Here is a 25,151-nt window from a genome sequence, read left to right on the forward strand (position 1 = left end):
AGTTCCAATTCGCGTAATTTACGCCATCTTATCAAAAGTTACTGGATCATTTGGTAAATCAGGGTCTTAATGCTCTTGCGACCCAAAGGGCTCGAAGCAGCAATGCAACGGGTTCCACTTTTCCGGGCGGCTCTCTAGGGGGCCGCCCTCTTTTTGGGCGGTAGATGACGAGTGGCCCCAACCGATCGCGGGCCTTTCCCAACAGCATTCACGCCAGTAAGCGCGCCTCGGACTAACACCGGCTCCGGAGGACAAATGCCATTCGCGGTTTTCAAGCCGATGCTTGCCGGAGCCCGGCTGACTGATCGGATCGTCGCCTGTGTCGGGGCGACCATTTGCATTGCCCTGACGATCGTCGTCTGCAGCCAGTTGCCGATCGCGCTCGAGAACTTGCCGATCATCGTCGCCCCGCTCGGCGCCTCGGCGGTGCTGGTGTTTGCGGTGCCGGCCAGTCCGCTGGCGCAGCCGTGGTCGGTGGTCGGGGGGAACACGCTATCCTCGCTTGTCGGGGTGTTCGCCTTCCAGATGATCCCGGACCACACCATCGCGGCGGGCGTGGCGGTGGGGCTGGCAATCCTGGTGATGACACTGTGCCGCTGCCTGCATCCACCCGGCGGCGCGGCGGCGCTGACCGCAGTGATCGGCACCAATGACATTCACGCGGCGGGCTACGCATTCGCGTTCAGCCCGGTGGCGCTGAACTCGATCGCGCTGGTGTCGCTGGCGATGTTCTTTCACCGCTTCTCAGGTCACAGCTATCCGCACATCCCCATTCCTGCAGGAGACTCGCTGCAGGCGTCTGGGCTGCACCTTGAGGACATCGACCGGGCGCTTGCCGACCTGCCCGATCACTTCGACATCAGCCGCGAAGACCTCGACGTGCTGCTGACGCACGCTGAACTCTACGCGATTGAGCGGCGGCAAGGGCCGAAGCGCTGACTCGAGCTTATCGCAGCAGGGTGTTCGCATCGACCAGTTGCACGTCGTGCATCTGGTTCAGGTAGGCCTCGTAGTAGCCCTTGTGCGACGCGCCGACGATGGCGAGCAGGCGGCTTCCCGGGTGCTGGCCGAGCACGTCGCGAATGTTCGCCACCATGCGCAAGTTGCGGGTTTCCCAATAGCCCAGGTAGGCGCGGCCGAACCCTTGGGTTGACGGTTCGGTAAATGCGGCGCCGAAATCCGATTGGTAGGCGAGCTCTGCGGTCTGAGGCGCGTTGACCGCTCGGTACATCGCCATCAGCCCGTCGGGTTGCGACAGGCCGGCCTGGAGCTGCTTGTCTTCTTCGATGCGAGCTTTGGTGGCGGGGTTGTCCCACGCTTGCATGATAGCGGCCTCGTAGGCCTCTTGGTCGGCCGGGCCGGGGCTGTCGGCGGAGTGATCGTCGACACTCCACAAGCGGTCGAGACCGAGGCGGGCCGCGAGGGGGGCGGCAATCAGACTGTCCTCGTTGCGCAGGTCCTTCATGCGGTTGAGCGAGGCGACCAGTTCTGCGTTGAGGCCATCGCCTTCGCGGCGTTCTTCGGCCGGCAGGCGGAGCCATTGCACCAATGCGGAAACAGGCTCCCCAGCGGCCAGGAACACCGCCGCCAGGTTGCGGCGCTGAGCGGCGGACGGGGCCGAGGGCCACGCGGCAAGCAGCCGTTCGGCTTCGGCGTTGGCGGCATGGACATCTAGTCCGGTGGCGAGTCCGGCGGCGGAGGGATCATAGCAGTAGTCCTTGACCGACGCGGCATAGCGCGAAGGGTAGCGGCGCAAGGCGTCGCATTGCAGGCCGGAGACCCGCTCGATCGCGATGGCTTCCGGGCGCCACCCTGCAAGGCGGTCGAGCAGCGGGTCGAGCAGGGCGGGCTCGAACGTGTCGGGCATTTCGGACAGATGCTGGGTGCCGAGCACCAGCACTTCGTTCGGGCGTCCGGCGGGCGGGCCCTTGAGCTGGTCAGGACGGAAGGCGGGGCGATATTCTTGCGCGGTGGCCCATTGCGTGGGGCCCAGAACCCCCGCCATCAGGCCCAGCGCCGCGACCGTCGAACGATAAAGCATGCGGCCCATGACACCCCCTCTAAAGGAACATCATGGACGGCTAGCCTTACTGTATTATCCAGTCAACACACCTGAGGCGCCGACGTCTCACTCGAACCAGTAGCAGGTCCCGCGCATTTCCAGGCTGACCCGCGCAGGGGAGTCCGGGCCGGCGAGTGGGTTGTCGAACGCGCCGTGCGGCATGCACTGGGCGCGATCGGGGTCGCTTTCGCTGGTGGTGAACACGATCGCCTCGTCCGGCGTCATGTTCGAATAGTAGTACCAGCGGTGGTTCGGGTTGGGCGCCAGCAGGTAGTTGGGGAAGCCCCATTCCGGGCTGCCGTCTGGCGGATCGAAGATCGCGTCGCAGTCGAGCAGGTCTTCCGGGGCGACGCTGGGGTAAGCGCAGAGGCCGAGCGGCACGTCCTGCGGTGCGCCCGAGAGCGCGCGCCAGACGTTGTACTGGGCGCTGCGGATCACGGTCTTGCCGGCGGGCGCAGCCTTGTCGCGCATGGCGGCGGCGGCTTCCTTGGCCATGTCGACATGGACGAAGCGGGCGGGGTGCGAGTTGTCGTGCGCCTCGTTCTCGCCGAGCTTCTCGGAGAAGCGCAGGATGCCCATCGGGGTGATCACCACCTCGTCGCAGCCGGTCAGTTGCTTGAGCAAGTCGGCGATCTCGCCACGATGGATCTCGGCGACCGCCTTGAGGTCGGTCAGGTCCGCTACCGCGCTCTTGTGTTCGACCAGGGTAAAGCCTTCGCGGTCGAGCGTGCACCCTAGCCCCCGCGCATCGGCGATGGCGACTTCCTCGGGAGCCAGCGGGACGAAGTCCTTCTCGTGCGCATTGGCGTAGAAATAGGGCTTCTTCTCGGTGCGTTCCGAATAGCCGATCTTTGCGCGTACTTCGGTCATGCCGGTTCGAATTCCTCGGTGTCGATCGTGGGCCGGATGGCGTCGTGATAACGATGGCCGGCAACGGTGTCTTCGTTGATCAATTTGCCCGCGGCTTCAAGCACATCTGCAGGCAATTGCAGGTCCCAGGCGGCGTAGTTGTCGGCCAGGTGCTGCAGGTTCGTAGTGCCGGGGATCACGTGCACATGATCGCCGCGCGAAAGGACCCAGGCGAGGGCCAGTTGGCCCGTCGTGACGCCCACTTCCTTGGCGAGGGCGGCAAGGCCGTCGATCAACGCGAGGTTGTGCGGCCAGTTCTCCGCGTTGAAGCGCGGCATCTTGGTGCGCAGGTCGCTCTCCTCGAGCGTCGAGGGATCGCGCAGCACACCGCAGAGCGCCCCGCGCCCCACCGGCGAGAACGCCACCAACGGCACGCCGAGCTCGTGGCAGGTGTCGAGGACGGCGAGTTCGACGTTGCGGGTCCACAGCGAGTACTCGGTCTGCACCGCGCCCACCGCGTGGACGCCATGCGCCTCGCGGATATGGGCGGAGGACCATTCGGATACGCCGTAAGCGCCGATCTTGCCGGATTCCATCGCACGCGCGAGGGCGCCGACCGAATCCGCGATGCCGACGTTCGGGTCGAAGCGGTGCATGTAGTAGAGGTCGATGTGATCGGTGCCGAGCAGGCGGAGGCTCTCGTCGATCGCCCGGTCGATGGCTTCGGGCGAACAATCCACGCCCCGCTTCGGGCCTTCGACGACGATGCCGCACTTCGAGGCGAGGAAGAACTCGTTGCGCCGGCCTTTGAGAGCCTCGCCGATCAGCGCCTCGTTCTTTCCGCCGCCGTAGATGCGCGCGGTGTCGAGGTGGTTGTAGCCGAGGTCCAGCGCGCGGTTGAGCAGCTTCATCCCATCGTCATGGCTCGGCGGGGTACCATAGGCCCAGGACAGGTTCATGCATCCAAGGCCCACCGGGTGGAGCGCCTTGCCGGAGATCGTACGGGTTGTGTCAGTCATGCCTTCCCCTCTGGCGGAGAAGACGGCGGGAAGGCAACCCGGTTTAGAGTTCGGAGAGTGCCTTCTGAGCCCAGTTGTAGAACGAATCCTGCTTGCGCCCGAGCTCGTCGGTCGAGCGGCGGTAGCCGGCGTGATCTTCGTCGATCTGGGTGCTGCGCCACTTCGACTGGTGCTGGGCCAGGGCCTGGCGCATTTCGAAGAACTGGCTTTCGAATTCCTGGGCCACTTCCGGGCGCGCTTTGAGGCGGGCGTCGGCTTTGATCGACCCCATCATTTCGGCAATCAGTGTCGCAAAACGCGTCCGCAGACGGACGATGTCGCGCACAGCCCGCTCTTCAGTGGACTTTGCGGCTTTTTGCATCAGCAGGTGCGTTTCCTGGGCCTCGCCCAGGATCCGATCCAGTTCAGCCATGAGGCTCCCCAACTTTGTTCTGTTTTTGTTGGGGAGCCCTCTAGCATACTATTGGTTCAACAATACCTTAACGGCACGACGACCCGAGCAGCGATCAGGACCAGCCGTCCTGCGCTTCGAGGCTCGCGGCGAGTTCGCCGATCACGCGATAGCAGTCGAGCACCTGGGCGACCGAGCTGTTCGGTTCGCGTCCTTCGCGGATCGCGGCGATGAATTCGCGGTCCTGCAGCTCGATGCCGTTGTTCGACACGGTCACGCCGGTCAGGTCGATCGGTTCTTCCTTGCCGGTGACCAGATCGTCGTAGCGCGCGATGTAGGTCGCGGTGTCGCCGATGTAGCGGAAGAAGGTGCCGAGCGGGCCGTCGTTATTGAAGCTCAGCGACAGAGTGCAGATCGCACCGCTTTCGCTCTTGAGCTGGATCGACATGTCCATCGCGATGCCCAGTTCCGGGTGCTTGGGCCCCTGGATGGCGTTGGCGGTGACGATCTTGCCGGCCTGGTAGGCGAACAGGTCGATCGTGTGCGCCGCGTGGTGCCACAGCAGGTGGTCGGTCCACGAGCGGGCTTCGCCCTTGGCGTTCATGTTCTTGCGGCGGAAGAAGTAGGTCTGCACATCCATCTGCTGGATCGACAGCTCGCCGGCGACGATCTTGTTATGGACGTACTGGTGGCTCGGGTTGAAGCGGCGGGTGTGGCCGACCATGCAGACGAGGCCGGTTTCCTGCTGCTTTTTGAGCACGGCCTCGGCATCGGCCCAGGTGTCCGACAGCGGAATTTCGACCTGCACGTGCTTGCCCGCGTTCATGCAGGCGATCGCCTGTTCGGCGTGCATTTGGGTAGGGGTGCAGAGGATCACCGCATCGACATCGTCGCGTTCGAGCGCTTCGCTCAGTTCGGTGCCCGAGTGCCTGGCGCCGTACTTGGCGGCCACTTCCGCGGCCTGTTCGGCGCGGCGGGAAATGATCGAGACGATTTCGACGCCGTCGATGTTCTTGAGGCCGTCGAGGTGCTTTTCACCGAAGGCGCCGGCGCCGGCGAGAGCAATGCGCATGGGGGTCTCCTAATCAAGTGCCCCTCCCGCAAGCGGGCGGGGCTAGAGGTTTGTCGGTCCCCTCCCGCTTGGGGAGGGGAGATTTGGATCAGGCGTCGACCTGCTCGCGCACTGACGGCCCGGCAGCGCCGATGCCTTCGGGCTGCAGGATGAGCGCGCCGAGCGCGGTGTTCGAAGCCGGGATGTGGTAGAAGCGGTAAAGCTCCTCCACGCCCTTGTCGCCGAGCGCGCCGCGCATGATCAGCCACATGACCAGCTCGATGCCTTCCGAGCCCGCTTCGCGCAGGTACTCGATGTGCGGCATCTTGCGCAGGCGTTCCGGGTCTTCGATCAGGTCGCGGATGAACGCGAGGTCGAAGTCCTTGTTGATCAGGCCGGCGCGCGGGCCCTGGAGCTGGTGGCTCATGCCGCCGGTGCCCCAGACTTGCACGTTAAGGTCTTCCGGATAGCTCTCGACTGCGGCGCGGATGCTCTCGCCCAGCGAGTAGCAGCGGTTGCCCGAGGGCGGCGGATAAGTGACCACGTTGACCGGGAACGGGATGACCTTGCACGGCCACTTGTCGGGCTCGCCGAAGATCATGCTCAGCGGCACGGTGCAGCCGTGGTCGACGTCCATCTGGTTCATGATGGTCATGTCGAATTCGTCGAGGATCAGGCTCTGGGCGATGTGCCAGGCGAGGTCCGGATCGCCGATCACGTCAGGCACCGGGCGCGGGCCCCAGCCTTCGTCGGCCGACTTGAAGCTTTCGGCGCAGCCGATCGCGAACGTCGGGATGATGTTCATGTCGAACGCGGAGGCATGGTCGTTGTAAACCAGGATCACCACGTCGGGCATGTTGCCCGGCTGCTGGATCCACTCCTTGATCGGCTCGTAGCCCTTGAACACCGGGCCCCAGTAATCGTTGCCCGAAGTCCCGGTCTGCATCGCCGCGCCCAGCGCGGGGATGTGGCTCGAGGTGATGCCGGCGGTAATGCGGGCCATGTCAGTAACCTCCCTTGATCGAGCGCTGCCCCTGCGGCGCGCGGCCGCCCTTGAGCATCATCTCGGCATATTCTTCCTGGGTCATGCCGGTCATCGAGCCGGCCGCGAACTGGAAGCTCTTCTTGTCGGTCGAGAACAGCTTGGACAGGAAGTAGATGTTCCCGCCTTCGTCGATCATCGCGTTGTAGTCGCGCGCCAGCACCGCCTTCTTGGCGGCATCGGTTAGCTGCCATTCGTCGAGATAGGCCTTCTCGTCCGCCAGGAAGCGTTCGCGGTTTTCGGCCTTCATCAGGCTCATCGCGAACTGGTTCAGATGATAGCCCTGGCGAGCGCGCTTCGCTGTGAAGACGCGGGTGCCGGGGATGTCATCGAATTCCGCGAGGTATTCGTGGATGTCGATACGCTCTTTCTTGTCGCTCATTGGTCTTTCCATTCGTAGGTGAGCGGCGCTTCGCGGAAAGCGAAGCGGTCGATATGCCGTTCGATCACGCCGCGCATGTGAACATTGCGCTCCGCGTCGCCGGTGGTGAGAGTGATGGCGATGCCATCGGGACGCGCGGTCATGATCGCGGTCTCGATGTCCGAGAACGGGAACACGCCCATGCCGTCGCCCTCGTCATAGCTGGTCGCCATCTTGTGGCTCCAGTGGCTGACGACCTGCTGGATGTACCGTTCCGGCTTTTCGCACTTGGCAAAGCCGAAGGCGGTGATGGAGGTCTCTGGTTCGGTCATTTTCCCATTGCTTTCAATTTTGCGTCTAGCCGTGGGAACACCTTACGCGCGTTGCCTTCGAAGATGGCGTGTTTCTGTTCGTTAGAGATATCGAGCGCGTCGATATAACGCTTGGTGTCGTCGAAATAATGGCCGGTGGTCGGGTCGATCCCGCGCACCGCGCCGACCATCTCGCTTCCGAACAGGATGTTCTTGGTTTCGATCACGTCGGCCAGCAGGTCGATGCCTGGCTGGTGGTAGACGCACGTATCGAAATAGACGTTGTTCATCAGGTGGGTATCGAGGCTCGGTTGCTTCAACATGTCGGCAAGTCCGCGGAAGCGGCCCCAGTGGAATGGCACGGCGCCACCGCCGTGCGGTATGATGAATCTCAAAGTCGGGAAGCGGCTGAACAGATCGCCCTGCAGCAACTGCATGAAAGCAACCGTGTCTGCCGCGAGGTAGAACCCCCCCGTCGCGTGCATGGCCGGGTTGCAGCTACCCGAAACGTGGACCATCGCCGGCACGTCGAGCTCGGCCAGGACCTCGTAGATCGGGAACCAGGATTCGTCGGTCAGCGGCGGGTGGGTGAAGTGGCCGCCGCCCGGATCGGGGTTGAGGTTGCAGCCGATGAAGCCGAGTTCCTCGACGCAGCGGCGCAGTTCCTTGATCGAGGCGGTCAGGTCCGCCTTCGGGCTCTGCGGCAGCATGCACACGCCGGTGAACACTTCCGGGTAGAGCTCAGTCACGCGGTAGATCAGGTCGTTGCAGGCGATCGACCAGGCTTCGCTCACCGCCTGGTCGCCGACATGGTGCGCCATGGTTGAAGCGCGCGGCGAGAAGATCGTGTGGTCGGCGCCGCGCTCGCGGATCAAGCGCAGCTGGTTCTTCTCGATCGTCTCGCGGATCTCGTCGTCGCTGATCGCCGGGTAGGGCGGTGGAGCCGAACCGTCCTTGAAGGCGGCCTTCTGCGCGTCACGCCAGACGTCATGCTGGGACGGGGCAGTGGTGTAGTGACCGTGGCAATCGATGATCAGCGTCATATCCGCTCAGTTCCTCTTATCTTATTTCCGCAGGGCTGCGCGGCGCTGCCGTTCAGCCGTGTTGCGAGTCATCAAAGGCTCTACGCCCAGCGCTTCGAGCGTCCGGGCCGATTCTTCCATTTCTGCTGCACGCCGCGCGCCGTGCAGGTGCATGCGATCGAGATTGTAGGCGATCCGGTCCGCCCATCCCGTCTTCTTGTCCGAGGCATCGAGCGAGGCGACCACCTCGTCGAACACACCCGCGGCCTTGGCAGCGGCGGCGCATTCGTCGCTCAGGGCCTCGATGCCCTTGACCATGACCGAGCGGATCAGCTTGATCGCGGAGGCCCGGCCGATTTCGTCGCCGACGACGCGGACATTGGTGAAGCCGATGTCTCTCAATAGGGCCTCAGCGGCCTGACCGTGCGGGCCGGAAACCAGCAGCGGAACAGCGAGGTCACGATTGATCGGGGCCATGACCGCAACGTCGACATAGCGGCCGCCGGCAGCCTCGACGATCTTGGCGGCGGCCTGCTTGGTGTCCGGCGCGATCGAGTTCATGTCGCACCACACCGCGCCCGCGCTCAGCAGCGGCGCGCATTCGGCAGCGGCGGCCAGCGCGGCATCGGCGGTGACGAGCGAAATCGCGATCCCGGCGCCTTCGAGCGCTCCGCTCGCGCTATCGGCGGTCTCGACCCCGTATTGCGCCATGACCTCGCGGCGGTCGGGCTTGATGTCCCACCCGCGCGCACGACCGCCCCACTGTCCGGCGCTGGCAAAGCCTTCGCCGGCCTCGCCAAAGCCGATCAGCGCCAAGTGCGGCGCGGGGGAGGGTGCATTCGAGTCAGACATCCTATGGCTCCGCCGTTACTGAATGTATGTGTTGCTTACAAGTTTGCCAGAGTTCGCTGGGGACCCTTGACGCAAGGGGCCGCTCGGGTCCACCGGGCACCGCGTAACTGCTGCCGGGAGGAGTCGCACAGATGAGCGGTGTCGTCGTCCAGAATATCGAACGCGCGGACCTGGAGGTCGTCAACGGTCTCGGTGCCTGCGGGGTCGCCACGGTCCATGAATCGCAGGGCCGCACTGGCCTGCTCGCCAGCTACATGCGCCCGATCTATCCCGGCGCCCGCATCGGCGCGACCGCGGTGACGATCAGCGTCCCGCCGGGCGACAACTACATGGTCCATGCCGCGATCGAACAGTGCCGCGAAGGCGACATCCTGGTGATCGCGCCGACCAGCCCGTGCGAAGACGGCTACTTCGGCGATCTCCTCGCCACCAGCGCCCAGGCGCGCGGTTGTCGTGGCCTGATCATCGACGCTGGCGTGCGTGACGTGCGCGACTTGCACGAGATGAACTTCCCCGTGTGGTCGAAGCGCGTCTTCGCTCAGGGCACGATCAAGGCGAGCCTCGGCAGCGTCAACGTGCCGGTGGTTTGCGCCGGCGCCTACATCGAGCCGGGCGACGTGATCGTGGCCGACGATGACGGAGTCTGCGTGGTCAAGCGTGCCGATGCTGTGACTGTGCTCGAAAAGTCTCGTGCCCGCGAAGCCAACGAGGGCGACAAGCGCGCCCGCCTCGCTTCGGGCGAGCTTGGCCTCGACATGTACGGCTTCCGTCAGAAGCTGACCGACATGGGGCTCAAGTGGATCTGATTTGAACTCCCCTCCCGATTGCGGGAGGGGCTAGGGGTAGGTGAGTAGGCCGAAACAGGCCCACAACCGACCCCTCCCGCAGGCGGGAGGGGAGAAGGACGAGGCGAATGGTTCAATCATCAGCCCCAGTAATGTGGATGCGGGGAGGCACCTCCAAGGGCGGCTACTTCCTCGTGTCGGACCTGCCGCAGGACGTGGCCGAGCGCGACGCCTTCTTGCTCGGCGTGATGGGCTCGCCCGATCCGCGCCAGATCGACGGCATGGGCGGGGCCGATCCGCTGACCAGCAAGATCGCGGTGGTCAAGAAGTCGGAGCGCGACGGGATCGACGTCGACTACCTGTTCCTGCAGGTGTTCGTCGACCAGGCGATCGTCACCGACGCGCAGAACTGCGGCAATATCCTCGCCGGTGTTGGCCCCTTCGCGCTCGAGCGCGGGCTGGTCTCGGCGACGGGTGACGAAACCCGCGTGGCGATCTTCATGGAGAACACTGGCCAGGTCGCCATCGCCACCATCCGGACTCCGGGCGGTGTGCCGACCTACAAGGGCGAGGCCAAGATCGACGGCGTTCCGGGCAGCCATGCGCCGATCCCGCTCGAATTTCGCGACACCGCAGGCTCAAGCTGCGGCGCGCTTCTCCCTACGGGTAACGCTGCCGACGTGATCGAAGGTGTGCGCTGCACCCTGATCGACAACGGCATGCCGTGCATCGTGATCAAGGCCGAGGACGTCGGCGCCACCGGCTTCGAGACTCGCGAAGAGCTGGAGTCCGAGGCTTTCGCGGACCTCCGCACTAAGATCGAGACCATTCGCCTTGCCGCCGGTCCGCTGATGAACCTCGGCGACGTCAAGGAAAAGTCGGTCCCCAAGATGATGCTCGTCGCCCCGCCGCAGCATGGCGGCGCGGTGACCGTGCGCAGCTTCATCCCGCACCGTGCCCACGCCACCATCGGCGTGCTCGGCGCGGTCAGCGTGGCGACCGCCTGCCTGGTCGAGGGATCGCCCGCTGCCGAAGTGGCGCAGATACCCGAAGGCAACCGCAAGACCCTCTCGGTCGAACATCCGACAGGCGAGATGAGCTGCGTGCTCGAAGTGGACGAGACCGGCGCGGTCCAGAGCGCCGCCCTTTTGCGCACCGCCCGCAAGTTGATGGATGGAGTAGTCTTCGCGTGACCGATCGTATCGTTTCCTGGCACCCCAATCCCTCGAAGCCCAAGTTCACCCCGCCCCCGGGCGCGGTCGATGCGCACTGCCACGTGTTCGGGCCGATGGCGCAGTTCCCGTTCAGCGCGAAGGCCAAGTACCTGCCGGAAGACGCCGGGCCGGATAAGCTGTTCGCCCTGCGCGATTACCTCGGATTCTCGAAAAACGTGATCGTCCAGGCGAGCTGCCACGGGACGGACAACTCCGCCACGCTCGACGCGATCGCCAAGTCGAACGGCAATGCGCGCGGTGTCGCGGTGGTCGATCCGGCGATCTCCGAGGCCGAACTCGCCAAGCTGCACGAAGGCGGCATGCGCGGCATCCGCTTCAACTTCCTCAAGCGCCTGGTCGATGACGCGCCGAAGGACAAGTTCCTCGAAGTCAGCCGTCGCTTGCCCAAGGGCTGGCACGTGGTGATCTACTTCGAGGCCGATATCCTCGAGGAACTGCGCCCGTTCATGGACGCGATCCCGGTGCCGCTGGTGGTCGATCATATGGGCCGTCCTGACGTGACCCAGGGCCCCGACGGTGCCGACATGCGCGCGTTCCGTGCCTTGCTCGACAGCCGGTCGGACATCCACTTCAAGCCGACTTGCCCTGACCGGCTCGACGGGAATGGTGATCCCTGGAACGCCTTCGCCGAGGCCGTGGCGCCGCTGGTGGCGGATTACTCGGACCGCTGCATCTGGGGCACCGACTGGCCGCACCCGAACATGCAGGACAACACGCCGGACGATGGCCACCTGGTCGACATGATCCCGCGTATCGCTCCGACGGTCGAGCTTCAGCGCAAGCTGCTGATCGACAATCCGAACGCGCTTTACTGGGCCGACTGAGGCTCTGCCGGGGCGGCGTAGGCCTCCGATAGCTGGCGGTAATAGCGCGAGTTGAACGCGACGATTGTCGCCACTACGCCAAGCACTCCGGCAATGCTGAACACCAGCGCCATTCCGCGGTCGGGCCCGGTGCCGTACCAGTAGCCTATGGCCTGAGCGCCGCCGCCGGTGGTCATGAACGGGATCACCAGGAACTCGGTCAACGGCCCGACCACGAATGCGGTGAGCGGAGCGGCGGCCTGTTCGACGGATTGAGCAAAGCCGAATACACGACCCTGCCGTTCGAACGGAACGACCTTCTGTAGCGTGGTCTGTTCAGCCGCTTCGGCGAAGGGGTTGAGGAATAGCCACAAGAAGCAGGCGATCGCCAACATCACTACTGACGACTGCAGCGTGAACACCGCGGCAATCGACCACACGATCACATTGACCAGCAGCAGCGTGCGCAGCGGGTTCTTGCCCAGGCCTGTCTTGGCGATGACTAGGCCGCTGATGACAAAAGCGCATGAAGCGAAGGCCCACAGAAGGCCCCACTGTTGCACTTCGAGCAACGACAGGCCGTAAGCATCCATCAGCGCCATGAACACGCCGCCGAGCAGGTTGTTGAACGAGGCGAACAGGATCAGCGCGAACAGCCCCGGCACCGCGGCGATGACCTTGATCGTGCCGCGCAAGTCCACTTCCCGGCGCGCGCCGGTCGTCTCTGCATGGGGCGCAGGCTCGTCCAGCGGCACCAGCAGTAGGTGCACGAACGCAATGGCGGTCAGAGCAAGGGCGGCGGCGAGAGTCGCCCCCATGCCGCCCCAGGCGACGAGGAACCCGCTGATCGCCGAGGTCAGTACGAAGCCAATCCCGGTGACCATGCCGACGAGGCCGTTCGCCTTGTCGCGGCGGTCTTCGGGGATCAGTGCCGTCACGAGCGTGGGCAGGGCGATCATACGGATGTTTCCGCCGATAACGCCGAACATCACCAGCAGGATGAACAGCCACAACTCCACGCTCGCGACTTTGGTGAACGCCGCCTCGGGTATGAGGAAGTGGAACGCGAACGAGGCCGCGTAGAGCACGAACGACACCGCGCTCGAGGCGAGCATGATCCGGCGCTTGCGGTGATGATCGACCAGGCTGCCAAACCAGATCGCGAAGCCGGCGGTCATGATCAGGTAGATCCCGCCGATCGTTCCAGTCACGAAAACCGAGCGGGTTTCGAGGAAAGCCCAGAACACCAGCGCGAACCAAACGGTGAAGTTGGTCACGTTCTGAATCAGGTTGTTGGCGAGTATCTTGTGAAACGCGGTCATCCGGTGCAGCTATCGGCATCCGGAACAACAACGCAAGTTGAGGGTACATAATCCGGACGGCTCATGAGGGTGAAATAGGCCGAAAAACAGGGAGTAATACACTGCCCCAGACCCAACTGCTCCGCCGCGCGAGTTTGATCGCCGGCACACTAGCCATCGCCCTGGCCGTCCCCGCAGCCGCGCAGGACGAGGACGCCCAGCAAGAAGTGAAGGAACCACGGCGCTACCGCCTGACGGCCGGCCTCCAGTTCTTCCCCCGCTATCCCGGATCGGACGAATTGCAGCCAAGCCCGATGATCAACTTCGACGCCATCCGCGGCGACGATCCGTTCAAGTTCGAAGCGCCCGACGACGGATTTGGCATCGAGATCGTCAAGGCCGGAGGGTTTGCCTTCGGGCCGATCCTCAACTTCGAGGATTCTCGAACCGCCAAGGATGTCGGCGCCGACCTGCCCAAGGTCGACTTCAGCTTCGAAGCCGGCGGCGTCATCAAGTACGACCTCGGCGACCACTTCCGCGTCCGCGGTGAAATTCGCAAGGGCCTGACCGGTCACAAGGGCTGGGTCGGCACCGCCGGCGCAGACGTGATCCTGCGCGATCGCGACAAATGGCTGTTCTCGATCGGCCCGCGCCTGACCTGGAGCGACAACAAGTACCAGGACGCCTATTTCAGCGTCGCTCCGGCCGATGCAGTGGCCAGCGGCCTCCCCGCGTTCGACGCCAACGGCGGCATCCAGGCTTATGGTGCCACGGCCTCCTTCCTCACCCAGTTCTCCGAGAAATTGGGCATCGAGGTCTTCGCCAAGTATGACCGGCTGACTGGCGACGCCGCGAATTCGCCGATCGTCGAGACCTTTGGCTCGCGCGACCAGTTCGCCGGCGGCTTGGCGCTGACCTACACGTTCTTCGACGCTAGGCTCGACAAGATGTTCTGACCTCTACGGTCCGGGGGAGGGATTCCCCTGACTGACAGGGGTCCAGCCTGTGCCCTACTGTGCGCATCGTGCCAGGAGAGCGTGGCGATGCGCATGACATGGCTGATTGCGGCGGCGCTAGGTGTGGGGACCGGCGTTATGGCGCAGGAGATCGTCGAAATTCCGGCGAGCGAAGTCGACGTTGCCAAGCCGGAGGACCTCTACAAGCTCGAGCCTGGCCGCTGGCATCTAGCGCGCCAGCTCTGGGCCGGCTCCGAACCCTGCTCTCCGACCCAGTGCGAGGCCGGCTTCACCTCGGGCGATCTGGTCGTCAGCGCTGAGCATAGTGCAGGCAAGGTGACCATCGTCGCGGCCTTGCGCGGGTGCCCGTCGACCGCGTTCAGCGAACTGGACATCGGCGACAAGGCTTCCAAGTCGGAGCGCAGCAAGATCGCCAAGCAGGTGCAGCGCGTGGTCAAGGGTCTCGGCAAGACCTGCAACGTCACCCCGCCTGCCGTGACCGCCCTAACCGGGGACTGGCTGTTTCCGGACCCCGCAGCCGGTTGAGCGGTTTGGGTGAAACAAAGGAGATCGTAATGCGAGCACTCAAAACCCTTGCCGTTCTACTGCCGCTAGTTGCGGCCACGGCCTGCACGACCACCGATCAGTCCGCCACGGGTCCGCAGTCGCTTTCCGGCAACGCCTGGAAGCTCTCCTATTTCCAGTCCGCCGATGAAGCCAAGGGCCGCGAAGTGCCGCCGAGCCCCGAGAATTACTCGGTCGAATTCATGACCGACGGCACCGCAGCCTTTCGCCTCGACTGCAACCGGCTGACCAGCCAGTGGGCCAGCACGACGAGCGGGACGATCTCGTTCAGTCCAGGCGCGATGACCCGCGCATTCTGCGGCGAGGCGGCGTGGGACACACGGATCGCGCGCGATCTCGGTTCTGTCCGGAACTATGCGATCGTTGGCGATACGCTCAGCCTGACGCTCGCGGGTGAGAGCGGTACTTACGTTTGGAAGCGTTGAGAACCTGGATGGGGGCTTAGTTCAAGATCCTCCCCAGAATGGGGAGGGGGACCATGCGCAGCATGGTGGAGGGGCAGGCGCGACCAAACGCTCCCTCGAAAGGTCGGAGCAACGCGAGGGTGCCCCTCCACCAACCTTTGGTCGGTTCCCCTCCCCGTGCCGGGGAGGATTGGCGTCCTTCAACCGCGAGAAACTAACTTTCGTCAGTATGGTCCAAAATAGGACAGGCCCTCACGTCCCTCTAGCGGTCTACGCATTTCTCCGTAGACCCGGCAGCGAGCGCGCGATCTTTCTTTACGCGACCCGGAGGAAAGCGCGCTCACCTTTCCCAAAACATCGCCCTAACCGCCGACGCTGGTCTCAGCCCCGTCAGGATCGACGAACCGCGCGATCCGCCGTCCTGGGAGCTCGGTAGGCGGCATGATGAACTCGATCCCGCGCTGATCGCGCTCGGCGTAGAAGGCGTCGAGGTCGTCGCTGGCGAAGGCCAGCTCGCAGCTTCCCGCCGGATAGCCCTCGGACACCGGGTGCAGCGCCAGCGTGGTTGGCCCTGTTTCGAACTCGGTCCACTCGGGCGTCGCGAACTTGAGCGTCAGTCCCAAGGCATCGCGGTGGAACGCCACCGCACGGTCCATGTCGGCAACGAACTTGATGACGTAGCGCAAGCGCATGGCTTCCTCTCCCGAACGAGCGGCAGCGACCCAAGCGCGTTATACTTCACCCCGCGAGCACCGTCACAAACGAAAGAGGGCGCCGAAACCGGCGCCCTCGATCATGTTCGACAATACCGAGAGGCTTAGCCGCCCAAGGTCATCCGCACGAAGTCGACCGTCTGCCGGGTGGCAGCGGCGAATTCGGTTTCGGTCGCCTTGAAGGCGCCGAAGTGGGCGAACTGGTCGGGGGTCATGCCGTCGTACTCGTAAGCCGCGCGGAAGCTCGGCAGCTTGAGCAGCTTTTCGACGCTCGCCTTGTTCGGCTCGCGGTCGATCGCCTTGGGGTCGAACGGCTCGAGCCCGGCGGTCATCAGGCCGGCGATGTAGCCCGGAGGGCAGGTGTAGACCATGTCGCTGCCGGCGAAGTCCTGGATGTGGCGGCTGACATTCTTGCCCGTGCGGTCATCCTTTTCGACGCGCATCGAGCACTGCAGCATCTTCGACGGGTGGCCGATTTCCTTGCCGTGATGATAAGCGCGCTTGAGCACGGCTTCTTCGCCGTCGCGGATTTCGGACATGGTCAGCTCGATGCCGCGGGCCTTGGCTTCGGTCTTCCAATCGCTCAGCTCGCCGAGGCGGGCCGACATGTGGGTGATGACCGAGCGCCACTTGGACAGGTCGATACCAGCGGCCTGGGCGCGCAGCAGGCCGGCGCTGACCGCCGCCCGGCAACGCAAGTACTGCGGCACGGTGAAGCTGGTGGTGTTGTTGGTGCTGATGCCAAGCGCGGTCAGCTCTTCGAGAACCTCGTAGCCTTCCTTCGAGCCCGGCAGCTTGACCATGACGTTTTCGCCCTGCGCCGCGATGGTCAGGCCCTGGGCCAGCATCTTGTCGCCATCGCGCACGAAGCGCGGATCGACCTGGCCCGAGAGGAAGCCGAACTTGCCGCCCGACTTGTCGTAGACCGGGCGAATCGCGTCGGCGCCCTTCTTCACCAGGTCGAGGTACATCGCCCAGTACACGCCCTCGACATCAAGGCCGGGGTTCTTGGCGGCGATCTGCTTGATCTCGGCCGACCACATTTCCGGCGCCAGCTTGATCGCCTGGAGGCTCAGCGGCGGGTTGGTGGTGACGCCACGGAAACCCATGGTGCCCTGCGACTTGATCGTCGCGTCGTCATAGAAGCGGGTGAGCTGGGCATCCCATTCGGCGCGCTGGCCTTCGGGTGCCTTGGCCAGCGTCTCTTCCTTCCAGCTCGGGAAGATCAGCGGGCTGCTGTCCCACCAGATCTCGGCATCCGCGTTGGTCGCTGCGAGCTGTTCGAGCGGGTGAAGGGCGGAAGCGGCGACCGGCTTGGTCAGCACTTGTTCGTTCATCAATTCTCTCCGGCAAAGGCGCGCAAGACGTCGCCCATGAAATCGGAACCCCCCTAGCAAACTCAAGCCGCAGGATAACCCCCTTGCGTGCTTGGGGCGGCGACAGTTGTTCTTTTGCATCGCCCAGGGTTCTGACCGGCCTTCCCGTTCGCGCGGCGGTAGGTATGGGAAGTCCGAATTAAGCCAAGGAATTGATGCCATGCATTTGAGCCACGACCCGGCCGCGGCCCCCGCCGAAGAGATCGAGTTCGCGGACTTCCTGCGGGTCGACATTCGCGTCGGCACCATTGTCGCCGCCGAGCCCTTTCCCGAAGCGCGCAAGCCGAGCCTGAAGCTGCGCATCGATTTCGGCCCGACGATCGGGGTGAAGAGAAGCTCGGCGCAGATCGCCACGCTTTATGAGGCCGATACGCTGGTCGGGCGGCAAGTGGCGGCGGTCGTGAACTTCCCGCCACGCCAGATCGGCAAGGTCTTGTCCGAAGTACTGACCGTGGGGTTCGCCGATGAGGAGGACCGTGTGGTGCTGTTCTCGCCCGACAAGCCCGTGCCGAACGGTTCGCGGTTGTTCTGAGGATCCTCCCCGAGCTTGTCTCGGGGAGGGGGACCGCCGGCGAAGTCGGTGGTGGAGGGGCGCTGTGCTGTTCCGCCTACCCCTCCGTCACGCGCCTTCGACGCGCGCCACCTCCCCGAGACAAGCTCGGGGAGGAATTCCGTGTTGCTTAATTTGCAACTGGGGGTTCCCCTGCGCGATTTAGGCAGTAAGGGGCGCGCACTAAATTTCCGGAACTCCAGCCTATCTGGTAACGTTCGGCAGACAGGAGGGCCCCCCGGCCATGCGCACCCGCCTCTATTCGCTCGAAGAGCTCAACGACATTCCCGGCACCACGGTGTTCAACGCGATCCGCAGCCGGCAGGCCTATCACCTGCACAAGTTCTGCATGTCGCTGATGCAGGAAGAAAACCGCGAGGCCTTCAAGGCTGACGAGAACGCCTATCTCGATCGCTTCCGCATGAGCGACGAACAGAAGCAGGCGGTGCTCGATCGCGACTTCACCAAGCTGATCGACCTAGGCGGGAACATCTATTTCCTGGTCAAGCTGTCGAACACCGACGGCTGGAGCACGCAGAAAGCGGTGAGCTCGATGACCGACCTCACTCCGGATGAATACGCCGCGATGATGCGCGCCGGGGGCCGCTCGCCCGAAGGCCAGCGCTCGATCAAAGGGAAGAATTAATGGCGAAGATTACTGCTGGTATTGCCACCAGCCACGTTCCGGCGATCGGCGCGGCGTTCGATCAAGGACGTACCCAGGATGAATACTGGAAGCCGGTGTTCGACGCCTACGAATGGGTCAAGCGCTTCGAGGAAGAGGAAGACCCCGACGTCATCATCCTCTGCTACAACGACCACGCGAGTTCGATGATGCTCGATGTCGTGCCGACGTTCGCGCTCGGCATGGCGGAAGAGTTCGAAGTGGCTGACGAGGGCTGGGGCCGCCGCCCGGTGCCGACGGTCGTCGGCGATCCGGTGTTCGCCGCGCACCTTGCCGAACAGCTGGTGATCGACAACTTCGACCTCACCCTGATGAACGAGATGGCGGTCGATCACGGCCTGACTGTTCCGCTTTCGCTGATGTTCGGCAAGCGCGAGGAATGGCCGGTCCGGGTCATTCCGCTCGCGGTCAACGTCACCCAGTTCCCGACTCCTTCGGGCGAGCGCTGCTGGCAGCTCGGTGCGGCGATCCGCGACGCGGTGCAGTCCTACCCTGCAGGCCTCAACGTACAGATCTGGGGCACCGGCGGTATGAGCCACCAATTGCAAGGCGAACGTGCAGGGTTGATCAACCCGGAATTCGACAACGCCTTCCTCGACAAGCTCGCCACCGAGCCCGACGAATTGCGCAAGATCACTCGCCTCGACTACCTGCGCGAAGCCGGTACCGAGGGGATCGAATTGATCATGTGGCTGATCATGCGTGGCGCGCTTGGCGAAAAGGTGGAGGAGCTGAATCGCTTCTATCACGTCCCCGCTTCGAACACCGCGGTCGGCCACATCGTATTTCGTCCGGCCGAGTAAGGTAGACATTGCGGCCGAGTCCCACTAAGGGCCGCCCCCTTTCCTCCCTCGTAAGAGTTCTGATCCCATGAGCCTTCGCAACGTGGCAATCATCGCCCACGTCGATCACGGCAAGACCACGCTTGTCGACCAGCTGTTCCGCCAGTCCGGCACCTTCCGCGAAAACCAGCGCGTTGAGGAACGGGCCATGGATTCCAATGACCTGGAGAAAGAGCGAGGGATCACCATCCTCGCCAAGTGCACCAGCGTCGAATGGCACGGCACCCATATCAACATCGTCGATACGCCCGGCCACGCCGACTTCGGCGCCGAGGTGGAGCGAATCCTGTCGATGGTCGACGGGGTGATTCTCCTGGTCGACGCAGCCGAAGGCCCGATGCCGCAGACCAAGTTCGTCACCGGCAAGGCGCTCGGTCTCGGCCTGCGTCCGATCGTGGTGGTCAACAAGATCGACCGTCAGGACGCTCGCCCGAGCGAAGTGCTCGACGAGGTGTTCGACTTGTTCGTCAACCTCGACGCCAATGACGAGCAGCTCGACTTCCCGGTGCTCTACGCTTCGGGCCGCGCGGGCTTCGCCAGCGAAGATCTGACAGCGCGCGAGGGCAACCTCGATCCGCTGTTCAAGGCCATCGTCAGCCACGTGCCGGCGCCCGACCTCGATCCCGACGGCGCTTTCGCGATGCTCGCGACGCTGCTCGACCGCGATCCGTTCCTCGGCCGTATCCTGACCGGCCGGATCGAAAGCGGCCGCCTCGAAGTCGGCATGCCGATCAAGGCGCTCGACGTGAACGGCAAGGTGGTTGAAGCCGGCCGCGCGACCAAGGTCTTCGCTTTCGAAGGTCTCGAGCGCGTTCCCGTGCTTCATGCTTCGGCGGGCGACATTGTTGCCATTGCCGGCCTGACCGACGCCACGGTTTCGAACACGATCTGCGACCCGACGGTCAGCGTGCCGATCGCCGCGCAGCCGATCGATCCGCCAACGCTGGCCATGAGCTTTGCCGTCAACGACAGCCCCTATGCCGGGCGCGAAGGCGACAAGGTCCAGAGCCGCGTGATCCGCGACCGCTTGGAGCGTGAGGCCGAAAGCAACGTCGCCATCCGCATCACTGAAAGCCGCGACAAGGACGCGTTCGAAGTCGCCGGCCGCGGCGAGCTTCAGCTCGGCGTGCTGATCGAGAACATGCGCCGCGAAGGTTTCGAACTGTCGATCAGCCGCCCGCGCGTGCTGTTCCAGGACGGACCCGAAGGTCGCGAGGAGCCCTACGAAACCGTCGTGATCGACGTGGACGAGGAATTCTCCGGCACCGTGGTCGAGAAGATCGCCCAGCGTAAGGGCGAGATGACCGACATGCGCCCGAGCGGTGGCGGCAAGACCCGCATCACCTTCAGCGCCCCGAGCCGCGGCCTGATCGGCTATCACGGCGAGTTCCTGTCGGACACCCGCGGTACCGGCGTGATGAACCGCCTGTTCGAGAAGTACGGGCCGTACAAGGGTTCGATCAGCGGTCGCCAGAACGGCGTGTTGATCTCGATGGAGCAGGGAGAGGCCGTGCCTTACGCGCTCAACGCGCTCGAAGATCGCGGCGTGCTGTTCATCAACCCGGGCGAAAAGCTGTACCAGGGCATGGTGATCGGCGAAAACGCCAAGCCGCAGGACCTTGAGGTCAATCCGCTCAAGTCCAAGCAGCTGACCAACTTCCGCTCCACCGGCAAGGACGACGCCGTTCGTCTGACCCCGCCGCGGAAGATGACGCTGGAACAGGCCATCGCCTACATCCAGGACGACGAACTGGTCGAAGTGACCCCGCAGTCGATCCGCCTGCGCAAGCGCTACCTCGATCCGAACGAGCGCAAGAAGATGTCGCGCAAGGAAGGCTGAGGCCTTTCGATCCTCCCCGAGCTTGCTCGGGGAGGTCCTTCGCCAAGCGTCCTTCGACAAGCTCAGGACGAACGGAGGTTGGTTCTACCTCCAATCCCAAGGCACCGTTCGTGGTGAGCCTGTCGAACCACCGGCGTTTAGCCGCCTACCCCTCCGTCACGCGCTTTCAGCGCACGCCACCTCCCCGAGACAAGCTCGGGGAGGACCCAGGCTCAAGATGCCGGCAAGGCGGAGCCTTGCAGCGGGTCTTCGAACAGCACGGTGCCCTCAGTCGCGCCGACCGTAGCCGATTCGGGCAGGACGGTCGGGTTCGCCGGGTAACTCTTGCCATCATACTGCAGCCGGACCTGCCGGGATTCGGCCCCACCACCGCCCACGCCGACGCTGAGGTCGCGCCAGCCGTTGGTGATCGTCGCCAACTCTCGGATCGGTTCTTGGGTGACGGTGGTCTTCGTCACGGCGTGCAGTCCTGACGCATCCCGTTTGAACACCAGCAGGCTGCAGCCGCCCGATCCACAGGCCGTCGGGCCGTAGGCATAGACGATCACTTCGGCATTGCCGTCCGCGTCGAGATCGGAAGCGACGGTCGCGAAGAGTGTGTTCGGATCGGGGAAGGCGGCACGAAGCGCGTCCTTTACGCCTGGATCCGTGAGCAGGGCGTTGGCCGGCAACAGGGCCGGATTCGGGGCCGCGGTCTCCGTGGCAGCGGGGGTGGCTTCAGCCGTCGCCGCCTCGTCGCTGGTACTGGAGTTGTTGCAGCCCACCAGCACGAGGCTGGCTGCGACCCCAACGAGGGTTGAGCGAACATTGCTGGAAGTTGAAGTCATCGGCCGAGCCTCTCTCGAAGTTGGATTGACCCTGGCACCTTAGTATCGGAGCAAGCCGCTCATCATCGGGAATAATCCTGAGATCCTGTTTCCGGCGCGGAGCCGTGAACGGTCGCCCAAATCAAGCCTCTCGCCTCGAGACGGATAACATTTGCGACAAGTGTTCCGTTGCCCATTCCTCCTGAAAGGAGGATAATCTGCGCCAATAGAGTGCTGGAGACGGAACAATGCTTGCCCGGTTTCGCACAATCGCCCTTGGTGGTCTCATTGCGGCCTTGTTCGCCGCGGGGCCGGCCCAGGCCCGTGCCGATGAGCCGCTCCCGCGGTTCGAAGATGCTGTCTGCCCAGGCGTAGTCGGGCTCAAGCGGGACGCGGCCGAAACTGTCGTCGGCATGATCCGCGTCAATGCCGAGGCGCTGGGTCTTCCGCTTGCGAACGAACAGACTTGCGAAGCGAACGTGGTGGTCGCCTTCATCGATGACGGGGCCGACTATCTGAACCGGCTCGTCGGCCAGAACAGCACTATCTTCTTCGAAATGGACAAGGGGGAGCGCGAACGGATCCTGGCAGAGACCGGCGACGCGCGCGCCGTGCTGCGCGTCCGGGCGCGTTCGCGCGACGGCATGCCGATCCCTCGGCGAGAGAACATGACCGATATTCCCATTGCGGAAATGTGGGGCGCGCATTCGAAGATCTACACTGCGACCCGAAATGACATCCTCTCGGCCCTGGTCCTGATCGACCGCAAGGCGGTGACCGGCCTCAGCCTGCAGCAGCTGGCCGACTATGCGACGCTCCGTGCGTTCACCCACACGCTGCCACCGGCTTCGGCGCGGGGTGAGTCCATTGTCAGCCTGTTCGACGAGGGGGCCGATCGCCCCGCGGGCTTGACCGACTTCGATCACAAGTTCCTTGGCGCGCTTTACGAGGGCTTGCCCAACCTGCCGGGCTCTGCCCGGCTCGCAGCGCTGGAGGCCGCGACCGGCGCGCCGTTCACCGAATAAGCGTTACACCCTGAATCGAGCTGCCGCCCCGCGAGGGCGGTGGCGTTTGCCCGGAGAATTTAGACGATGCTGTTGTTGCGGACTGGGGTCCTGGGCTTGCTGGCAAGTGCGGCGTTGTTGGTCGTGCCAGCGCAGGCGCAAGACGCCGCTAACCGGGCAGCGGATTCCGGCAACGAGGACATCGTGGTCACTGGCCGCGCGGAAGAGCCCACGCACGCCGAAGTCAGCCGGCAGGCACGAGAGATCACCGAAACGCGCGGCGACCTAATGTACAACCCCCTGGCGCGGATCGAGGATCGCCTTTGTCCGGGGATCCTGGGGCTGAAGCCCGAGTTCGCGGCCCTGATGATCGACCGCATCCGCTGGACCGGCGAACGGCTGGACATGTGGATGGCCGACGACACCGACTGTTCGCCCAACCTCATCATCGCGTTCGTCGAAGATGGGCAAGCCGAACTCCAGCGCCTGGCCGAGAACAACGGTTACATGTTCCAGTGGATGGATCGGCACGATCGAGACGCTCTGCTGGCCGAGGAAGGCCCGGTGCGGGTCTGGACCACCTCGATGATGCGCGCCAGCAATGGCATGCCGCTGTCACGGCGGGAAAACCTCACCAGTCCGCCGGTGCTGCAGATGAACGCGGCCCATTCCAAGATCTACATCAACGTGCGCGAGGACATCGCCCAGACCGTGGTCCTGTTCGACCGCGAAAAGGTACGCGAAAAGACGCTGATCCAGCTGGCCGACTATGCGACGATGCGCGGCTTTGCAAAGACCAAGCCTGCCAGCAGCGCCACTGCCATGGACACGATCCTGGCGCTGTTCGACGAGAACGGCAGCCCGCCGAGTGGCCTGACCGATTTCGACCAGGCCTATCTGCGCAGCCTCTACGACGGCATCCCCAATCTCAAGGGCATGACCAAGATCAACGGCGTCGACCGGGAACTGCGCAACCTCCGTGAAGAGCAGGCCGAGGGCGGGAAGTAGTCAGCCCGCCGGCCGGGTGGGGATGACCGTACCGGGGTCCGAGTTTACCCGTCCCTGCTGCAGTCCTGACAACTTCCGGACGATCGCCGAGAGCAGCAGGCTGCTGCCCAGCGTAAGGCAGTCCGAGAGGATCGTCAGCGTTTCGGTCAGCTCGCCCATCTCGGGATAGCGTTCGGTGTCGGCCAGGCGGAATGCCGCAATGCCCGCGATATTGCTCGCCAGCCAGAAGGCCCACCATAGCCCCAACACCGCCGGTACGCGGACGATCTCCCAATCGCGCGGCTCGACGGTGGCCTTCCAGGTGTCGCGCATCGACTGGAGCGGCATGATCAGGTTGGCGATGGGAATGAAGTAGGACCCGACCGCCAGCCATGGGCCAAACCGCAGCCCTTCGGCGCGAAAGGCGTGCGCGTTGGCGGTGGCAATGTAAGTCCAGCGCAGAAACAGGGCGGCGGTCACAGCGAAGGCGACCAGTTGTAGCATCGAGATCAGGCCATAAGGCGCACTGCCCTCGATAAAACCGCTCCCGAACCTCCGCGCGACGATCACGGCGGCCCCTGCCAATCCCGCTTGAACAAGCAGCGATAGGCGAACCCAGCCACCAAGGGCGGCAATAGCGCGGGCCGTCGCGAGAGCGCTCATGCGCCGGTTGCGGCCGCTTTCGAGGACTGGCCGGTATCGGCCTCGAACTGCTGGCGGGCTTCCTTTTCGCCTTTGCCCATGAAGATCCACCCGACGACTGCGAGGATCATCAGGCCCAGGCCAAGCAGCGGGATTTCGCCGTCCACCGTCACCTTGAAGACGATCCACGCCAGGTTGATCAGGCCGAGGACCAGGAACAGCTTCTGGTTGTTCGTGGGGAAGGCATAGAGCGAGCGCCCGTCGGCCATGCGCACGCCGTGGAAGCCGCGGATGTCGAAGGCGTTGAAGAAGTAGAACCGGCCACGCGCGCCGGGCTTGAGTTCATCGGAGACCGGCTGCTTGACCACGGCCTTGGTCACGGTCCGATTGGAGCCGTCATCGAGTTTGAAGCGGATCGACTTGTAAACGGTGATCCCGCCGCGCTGGCGGCCGGTGACGACTTCTTCGACAGTGCCGTCGATTATCGAGGTGGACATGACCTGTTGCCCCCGCGCAGACTTGCGATCGTACCGGCGTAGGGGAACTTCGGACCGAGAGGGAGTCAGGGTTCTCCCCGAGCAACCCAGATCCTCCCCGAGCTTGTGTCAGGAAAGGTGGTTCGACAAGCTCACCACGAACGGACCGTTTGACATCTCACAAACTTCCGTTCGTCCTGA

At 64.1% G+C, this 25,151-nt stretch carries 29 protein-coding genes; 13 read left to right on the top strand and 16 right to left on the bottom strand.

Features of this window, described 5'->3' with window-relative positions; translation table 11 throughout:
* Nucleotides 1–255: 255 nt before the first annotated feature.
* Nucleotides 256–939, top strand: coding sequence for an HPP family protein (locus tag ASD76_RS16650; RefSeq protein WP_055925721.1), 684 nt, complete (start codon nucleotides 256–258; stop codon nucleotides 937–939).
* Nucleotides 940–946: 7 nt separating this feature from the next.
* Here the strand turns inward: ASD76_RS16650 and ASD76_RS16655 are convergent, their stop codons facing one another.
* The 10 genes from ASD76_RS16655 to ASD76_RS16700 all read right to left on the bottom strand — a co-directional run bounded on the left by ASD76_RS16655 (nucleotide 947) and on the right by ASD76_RS16700 (nucleotide 8,960).
* Nucleotides 947–2,050, bottom strand: coding sequence for a DUF5694 domain-containing protein (locus ASD76_RS16655; RefSeq protein WP_235506862.1), 1,104 nt, complete (start codon nucleotides 2,048–2,050; stop codon nucleotides 947–949).
* Between the two features lie 78 nt (nucleotides 2,051–2,128).
* On the bottom strand, nucleotides 2,129–2,932 hold the full coding sequence (locus tag ASD76_RS16660; protein ID WP_055925724.1) for a CmcJ/NvfI family oxidoreductase: 804 nt from the start codon (nucleotides 2,930–2,932) through the stop codon (nucleotides 2,129–2,131).
* A complete protein-coding gene (locus ASD76_RS16665; protein ID WP_055925726.1) occupies nucleotides 2,929–3,930 on the bottom strand; it encodes an aldo/keto reductase in 1,002 nt (333 codons plus the stop codon). Before ASD76_RS16665 ends, ASD76_RS16660 begins: the two co-directional genes overlap by 4 nt.
* Nucleotides 3,931–3,973: 43 nt before the next feature.
* Complete coding sequence (locus ASD76_RS16670) at nucleotides 3,974–4,342, bottom strand: hypothetical protein (protein ID WP_055925729.1); 369 nt, start codon at nucleotides 4,340–4,342, stop codon at nucleotides 3,974–3,976.
* Between the two features lie 94 nt (nucleotides 4,343–4,436).
* Nucleotides 4,437–5,393: a Gfo/Idh/MocA family oxidoreductase gene (locus ASD76_RS16675; RefSeq protein ID WP_055925734.1), complete on the bottom strand. Its 957-nt coding sequence runs from the start codon at nucleotides 5,391–5,393 to the stop codon at nucleotides 4,437–4,439.
* 88 nt (nucleotides 5,394–5,481) lie between these two features.
* On the bottom strand, nucleotides 5,482–6,375 hold the full coding sequence (locus ASD76_RS16680; RefSeq protein ID WP_055925737.1) for a class III extradiol dioxygenase subunit beta: 894 nt from the start codon (nucleotides 6,373–6,375) through the stop codon (nucleotides 5,482–5,484).
* A 1-nt stretch (nucleotide 6,376) separates the two neighbouring features.
* On the bottom strand, nucleotides 6,377–6,796 hold the full coding sequence (gene ligA, locus ASD76_RS16685; protein ID WP_055925740.1) for a protocatechuate 4,5-dioxygenase subunit alpha: 420 nt from the start codon (nucleotides 6,794–6,796) through the stop codon (nucleotides 6,377–6,379).
* On the bottom strand, nucleotides 6,793–7,107 hold the full coding sequence (locus tag ASD76_RS16690) for a DUF2218 domain-containing protein (protein WP_055925743.1): 315 nt from the start codon (nucleotides 7,105–7,107) through the stop codon (nucleotides 6,793–6,795). The genes ligA (ASD76_RS16685) and ASD76_RS16690 overlap by 4 nt, the downstream gene beginning before the upstream one ends.
* Nucleotides 7,104–8,129 carry an amidohydrolase family protein gene (locus ASD76_RS16695; protein ID WP_055925746.1) on the bottom strand — a complete coding sequence of 342 codons (1,026 nt, stop codon included), beginning with the start codon at nucleotides 8,127–8,129 and terminating at the stop codon, nucleotides 7,104–7,106. The genes ASD76_RS16690 and ASD76_RS16695 overlap by 4 nt, the downstream gene beginning before the upstream one ends.
* 21 nt (nucleotides 8,130–8,150) lie before the next feature.
* Nucleotides 8,151–8,960 carry an NAD(P)-dependent oxidoreductase gene (locus ASD76_RS16700; RefSeq protein ID WP_055925749.1) on the bottom strand — a complete coding sequence of 270 codons (810 nt, stop codon included), beginning with the start codon at nucleotides 8,958–8,960 and terminating at the stop codon, nucleotides 8,151–8,153.
* Nucleotides 8,961–9,091: 131 nt separating this feature from the next.
* Between ASD76_RS16700 and ligK the strand changes: the two genes are divergently transcribed.
* The 3 genes from ligK to ASD76_RS16715 all read left to right on the top strand — a co-directional run bounded on the left by ligK (nucleotide 9,092) and on the right by ASD76_RS16715 (nucleotide 11,804).
* Nucleotides 9,092–9,766, top strand: a complete 675-nt coding sequence (gene ligK / locus ASD76_RS16705) for a 4-carboxy-4-hydroxy-2-oxoadipate aldolase/oxaloacetate decarboxylase (RefSeq protein ID WP_055925752.1) — start codon at nucleotides 9,092–9,094, stop codon at nucleotides 9,764–9,766.
* 107 nt (nucleotides 9,767–9,873) lie between these two features.
* Complete coding sequence (locus tag ASD76_RS16710; RefSeq protein ID WP_055925755.1) at nucleotides 9,874–10,938, top strand: 4-oxalomesaconate tautomerase; 1,065 nt, start codon at nucleotides 9,874–9,876, stop codon at nucleotides 10,936–10,938.
* The gene (locus tag ASD76_RS16715; RefSeq protein WP_055925758.1) at nucleotides 10,935–11,804 is read left to right on the top strand and encodes an amidohydrolase family protein; all 870 of its coding nucleotides are present in this window, start codon (nucleotides 10,935–10,937) and stop codon (nucleotides 11,802–11,804) included. Before ASD76_RS16710 ends, ASD76_RS16715 begins: the two co-directional genes overlap by 4 nt.
* Here the strand turns inward: ASD76_RS16715 and ASD76_RS16720 are convergent.
* Nucleotides 11,789–13,105 carry an MFS transporter gene (locus ASD76_RS16720; RefSeq protein WP_055925761.1) on the bottom strand — a complete coding sequence of 439 codons (1,317 nt, stop codon included), beginning with the start codon at nucleotides 13,103–13,105 and terminating at the stop codon, nucleotides 11,789–11,791. The two genes, ASD76_RS16715 and ASD76_RS16720, sit on opposite strands and share 16 nt — an antisense overlap.
* A gap of 134 nt (nucleotides 13,106–13,239) precedes the next feature.
* Between ASD76_RS16720 and ASD76_RS16725 the strand changes: the two genes are divergently transcribed.
* The 3 genes from ASD76_RS16725 to ASD76_RS16735 all read left to right on the top strand — a co-directional run bounded on the left by ASD76_RS16725 (nucleotide 13,240) and on the right by ASD76_RS16735 (nucleotide 15,050).
* The gene (locus ASD76_RS16725; RefSeq protein ID WP_055925764.1) at nucleotides 13,240–14,040 is read left to right on the top strand and encodes a MipA/OmpV family protein; all 801 of its coding nucleotides are present in this window, start codon (nucleotides 13,240–13,242) and stop codon (nucleotides 14,038–14,040) included.
* A gap of 87 nt (nucleotides 14,041–14,127) precedes the next feature.
* Nucleotides 14,128–14,586 (top strand): hypothetical protein, encoded by a 459-nt coding sequence (locus ASD76_RS16730; RefSeq protein ID WP_156457772.1) that lies wholly within the window; start codon nucleotides 14,128–14,130, stop codon nucleotides 14,584–14,586.
* Nucleotides 14,587–14,615: 29 nt separating this feature from the next.
* Nucleotides 14,616–15,050 (top strand): META domain-containing protein, encoded by a 435-nt coding sequence (locus ASD76_RS16735; RefSeq protein ID WP_055925770.1) that lies wholly within the window; start codon nucleotides 14,616–14,618, stop codon nucleotides 15,048–15,050.
* A gap of 341 nt (nucleotides 15,051–15,391) precedes the next feature.
* Here the strand turns inward: ASD76_RS16735 and ASD76_RS16740 are convergent, their stop codons facing one another.
* Nucleotides 15,392–15,721, bottom strand: coding sequence for a VOC family protein (locus ASD76_RS16740; RefSeq protein WP_055925773.1), 330 nt, complete (start codon nucleotides 15,719–15,721; stop codon nucleotides 15,392–15,394).
* 125 nt (nucleotides 15,722–15,846) lie between these two features.
* Nucleotides 15,847–17,079 (bottom strand): transaldolase family protein, encoded by a 1,233-nt coding sequence (locus tag ASD76_RS16745; RefSeq protein WP_055925776.1) that lies wholly within the window; start codon nucleotides 17,077–17,079, stop codon nucleotides 15,847–15,849.
* 199 nt (nucleotides 17,080–17,278) lie between these two features.
* On the opposite strand from ASD76_RS16745, the gene ASD76_RS16750 reads away from it, so the two are divergent.
* The 4 genes from ASD76_RS16750 to typA all read left to right on the top strand — a co-directional run bounded on the left by ASD76_RS16750 (nucleotide 17,279) and on the right by typA (nucleotide 21,035).
* Nucleotides 17,279–17,650 (top strand): tRNA-binding protein, encoded by a 372-nt coding sequence (locus tag ASD76_RS16750; RefSeq protein ID WP_055925778.1) that lies wholly within the window; start codon nucleotides 17,279–17,281, stop codon nucleotides 17,648–17,650.
* 262 nt (nucleotides 17,651–17,912) lie between these two features.
* Nucleotides 17,913–18,314: a protocatechuate 4,5-dioxygenase subunit alpha gene (gene ligA, locus ASD76_RS16755; RefSeq protein ID WP_055925781.1), complete on the top strand. Its 402-nt coding sequence runs from the start codon at nucleotides 17,913–17,915 to the stop codon at nucleotides 18,312–18,314.
* Nucleotides 18,314–19,156 (top strand): class III extradiol dioxygenase subunit beta, encoded by an 843-nt coding sequence (locus tag ASD76_RS16760; protein ID WP_055925784.1) that lies wholly within the window; start codon nucleotides 18,314–18,316, stop codon nucleotides 19,154–19,156. The genes ligA (ASD76_RS16755) and ASD76_RS16760 overlap by 1 nt, the downstream gene beginning before the upstream one ends.
* A gap of 67 nt (nucleotides 19,157–19,223) precedes the next feature.
* Complete coding sequence (gene typA, locus ASD76_RS16765) at nucleotides 19,224–21,035, top strand: translational GTPase TypA (RefSeq protein WP_055925786.1); 1,812 nt, start codon at nucleotides 19,224–19,226, stop codon at nucleotides 21,033–21,035.
* A gap of 212 nt (nucleotides 21,036–21,247) precedes the next feature.
* Here typA and ASD76_RS16770 read toward each other — a convergent pair whose 3' ends face one another.
* Complete coding sequence (locus ASD76_RS16770) at nucleotides 21,248–21,862, bottom strand: hypothetical protein (protein ID WP_055925789.1); 615 nt, start codon at nucleotides 21,860–21,862, stop codon at nucleotides 21,248–21,250.
* Between the two features lie 227 nt (nucleotides 21,863–22,089).
* On the opposite strand from ASD76_RS16770, the gene ASD76_RS16775 reads away from it, so the two are divergent.
* Both ASD76_RS16775 and ASD76_RS16780 read left to right on the top strand, forming a co-directional pair.
* Nucleotides 22,090–22,866 (top strand): hypothetical protein, encoded by a 777-nt coding sequence (locus tag ASD76_RS16775; protein ID WP_055925792.1) that lies wholly within the window; start codon nucleotides 22,090–22,092, stop codon nucleotides 22,864–22,866.
* A gap of 66 nt (nucleotides 22,867–22,932) precedes the next feature.
* On the top strand, nucleotides 22,933–23,853 hold the full coding sequence (locus ASD76_RS16780; protein ID WP_055925795.1) for a hypothetical protein: 921 nt from the start codon (nucleotides 22,933–22,935) through the stop codon (nucleotides 23,851–23,853).
* On the opposite strand, the gene ASD76_RS16785 is transcribed toward ASD76_RS16780, so the two are convergent.
* The gene (locus tag ASD76_RS16785) at nucleotides 23,854–24,495 is read right to left on the bottom strand and encodes a DUF4328 domain-containing protein (protein ID WP_082553911.1); all 642 of its coding nucleotides are present in this window, start codon (nucleotides 24,493–24,495) and stop codon (nucleotides 23,854–23,856) included.
* A complete protein-coding gene (locus tag ASD76_RS16790; protein ID WP_055925800.1) occupies nucleotides 24,492–24,971 on the bottom strand; it encodes a hypothetical protein in 480 nt (159 codons plus the stop codon). Before ASD76_RS16790 ends, ASD76_RS16785 begins: the two co-directional genes overlap by 4 nt.
* Nucleotides 24,972–25,151 lie beyond the last annotated feature (180 nt).

This window comes from Altererythrobacter sp. Root672 (genome assembly GCF_001427865.1).
Taxonomy (GTDB): domain Bacteria; phylum Pseudomonadota; class Alphaproteobacteria; order Sphingomonadales; family Sphingomonadaceae; genus Croceibacterium_A.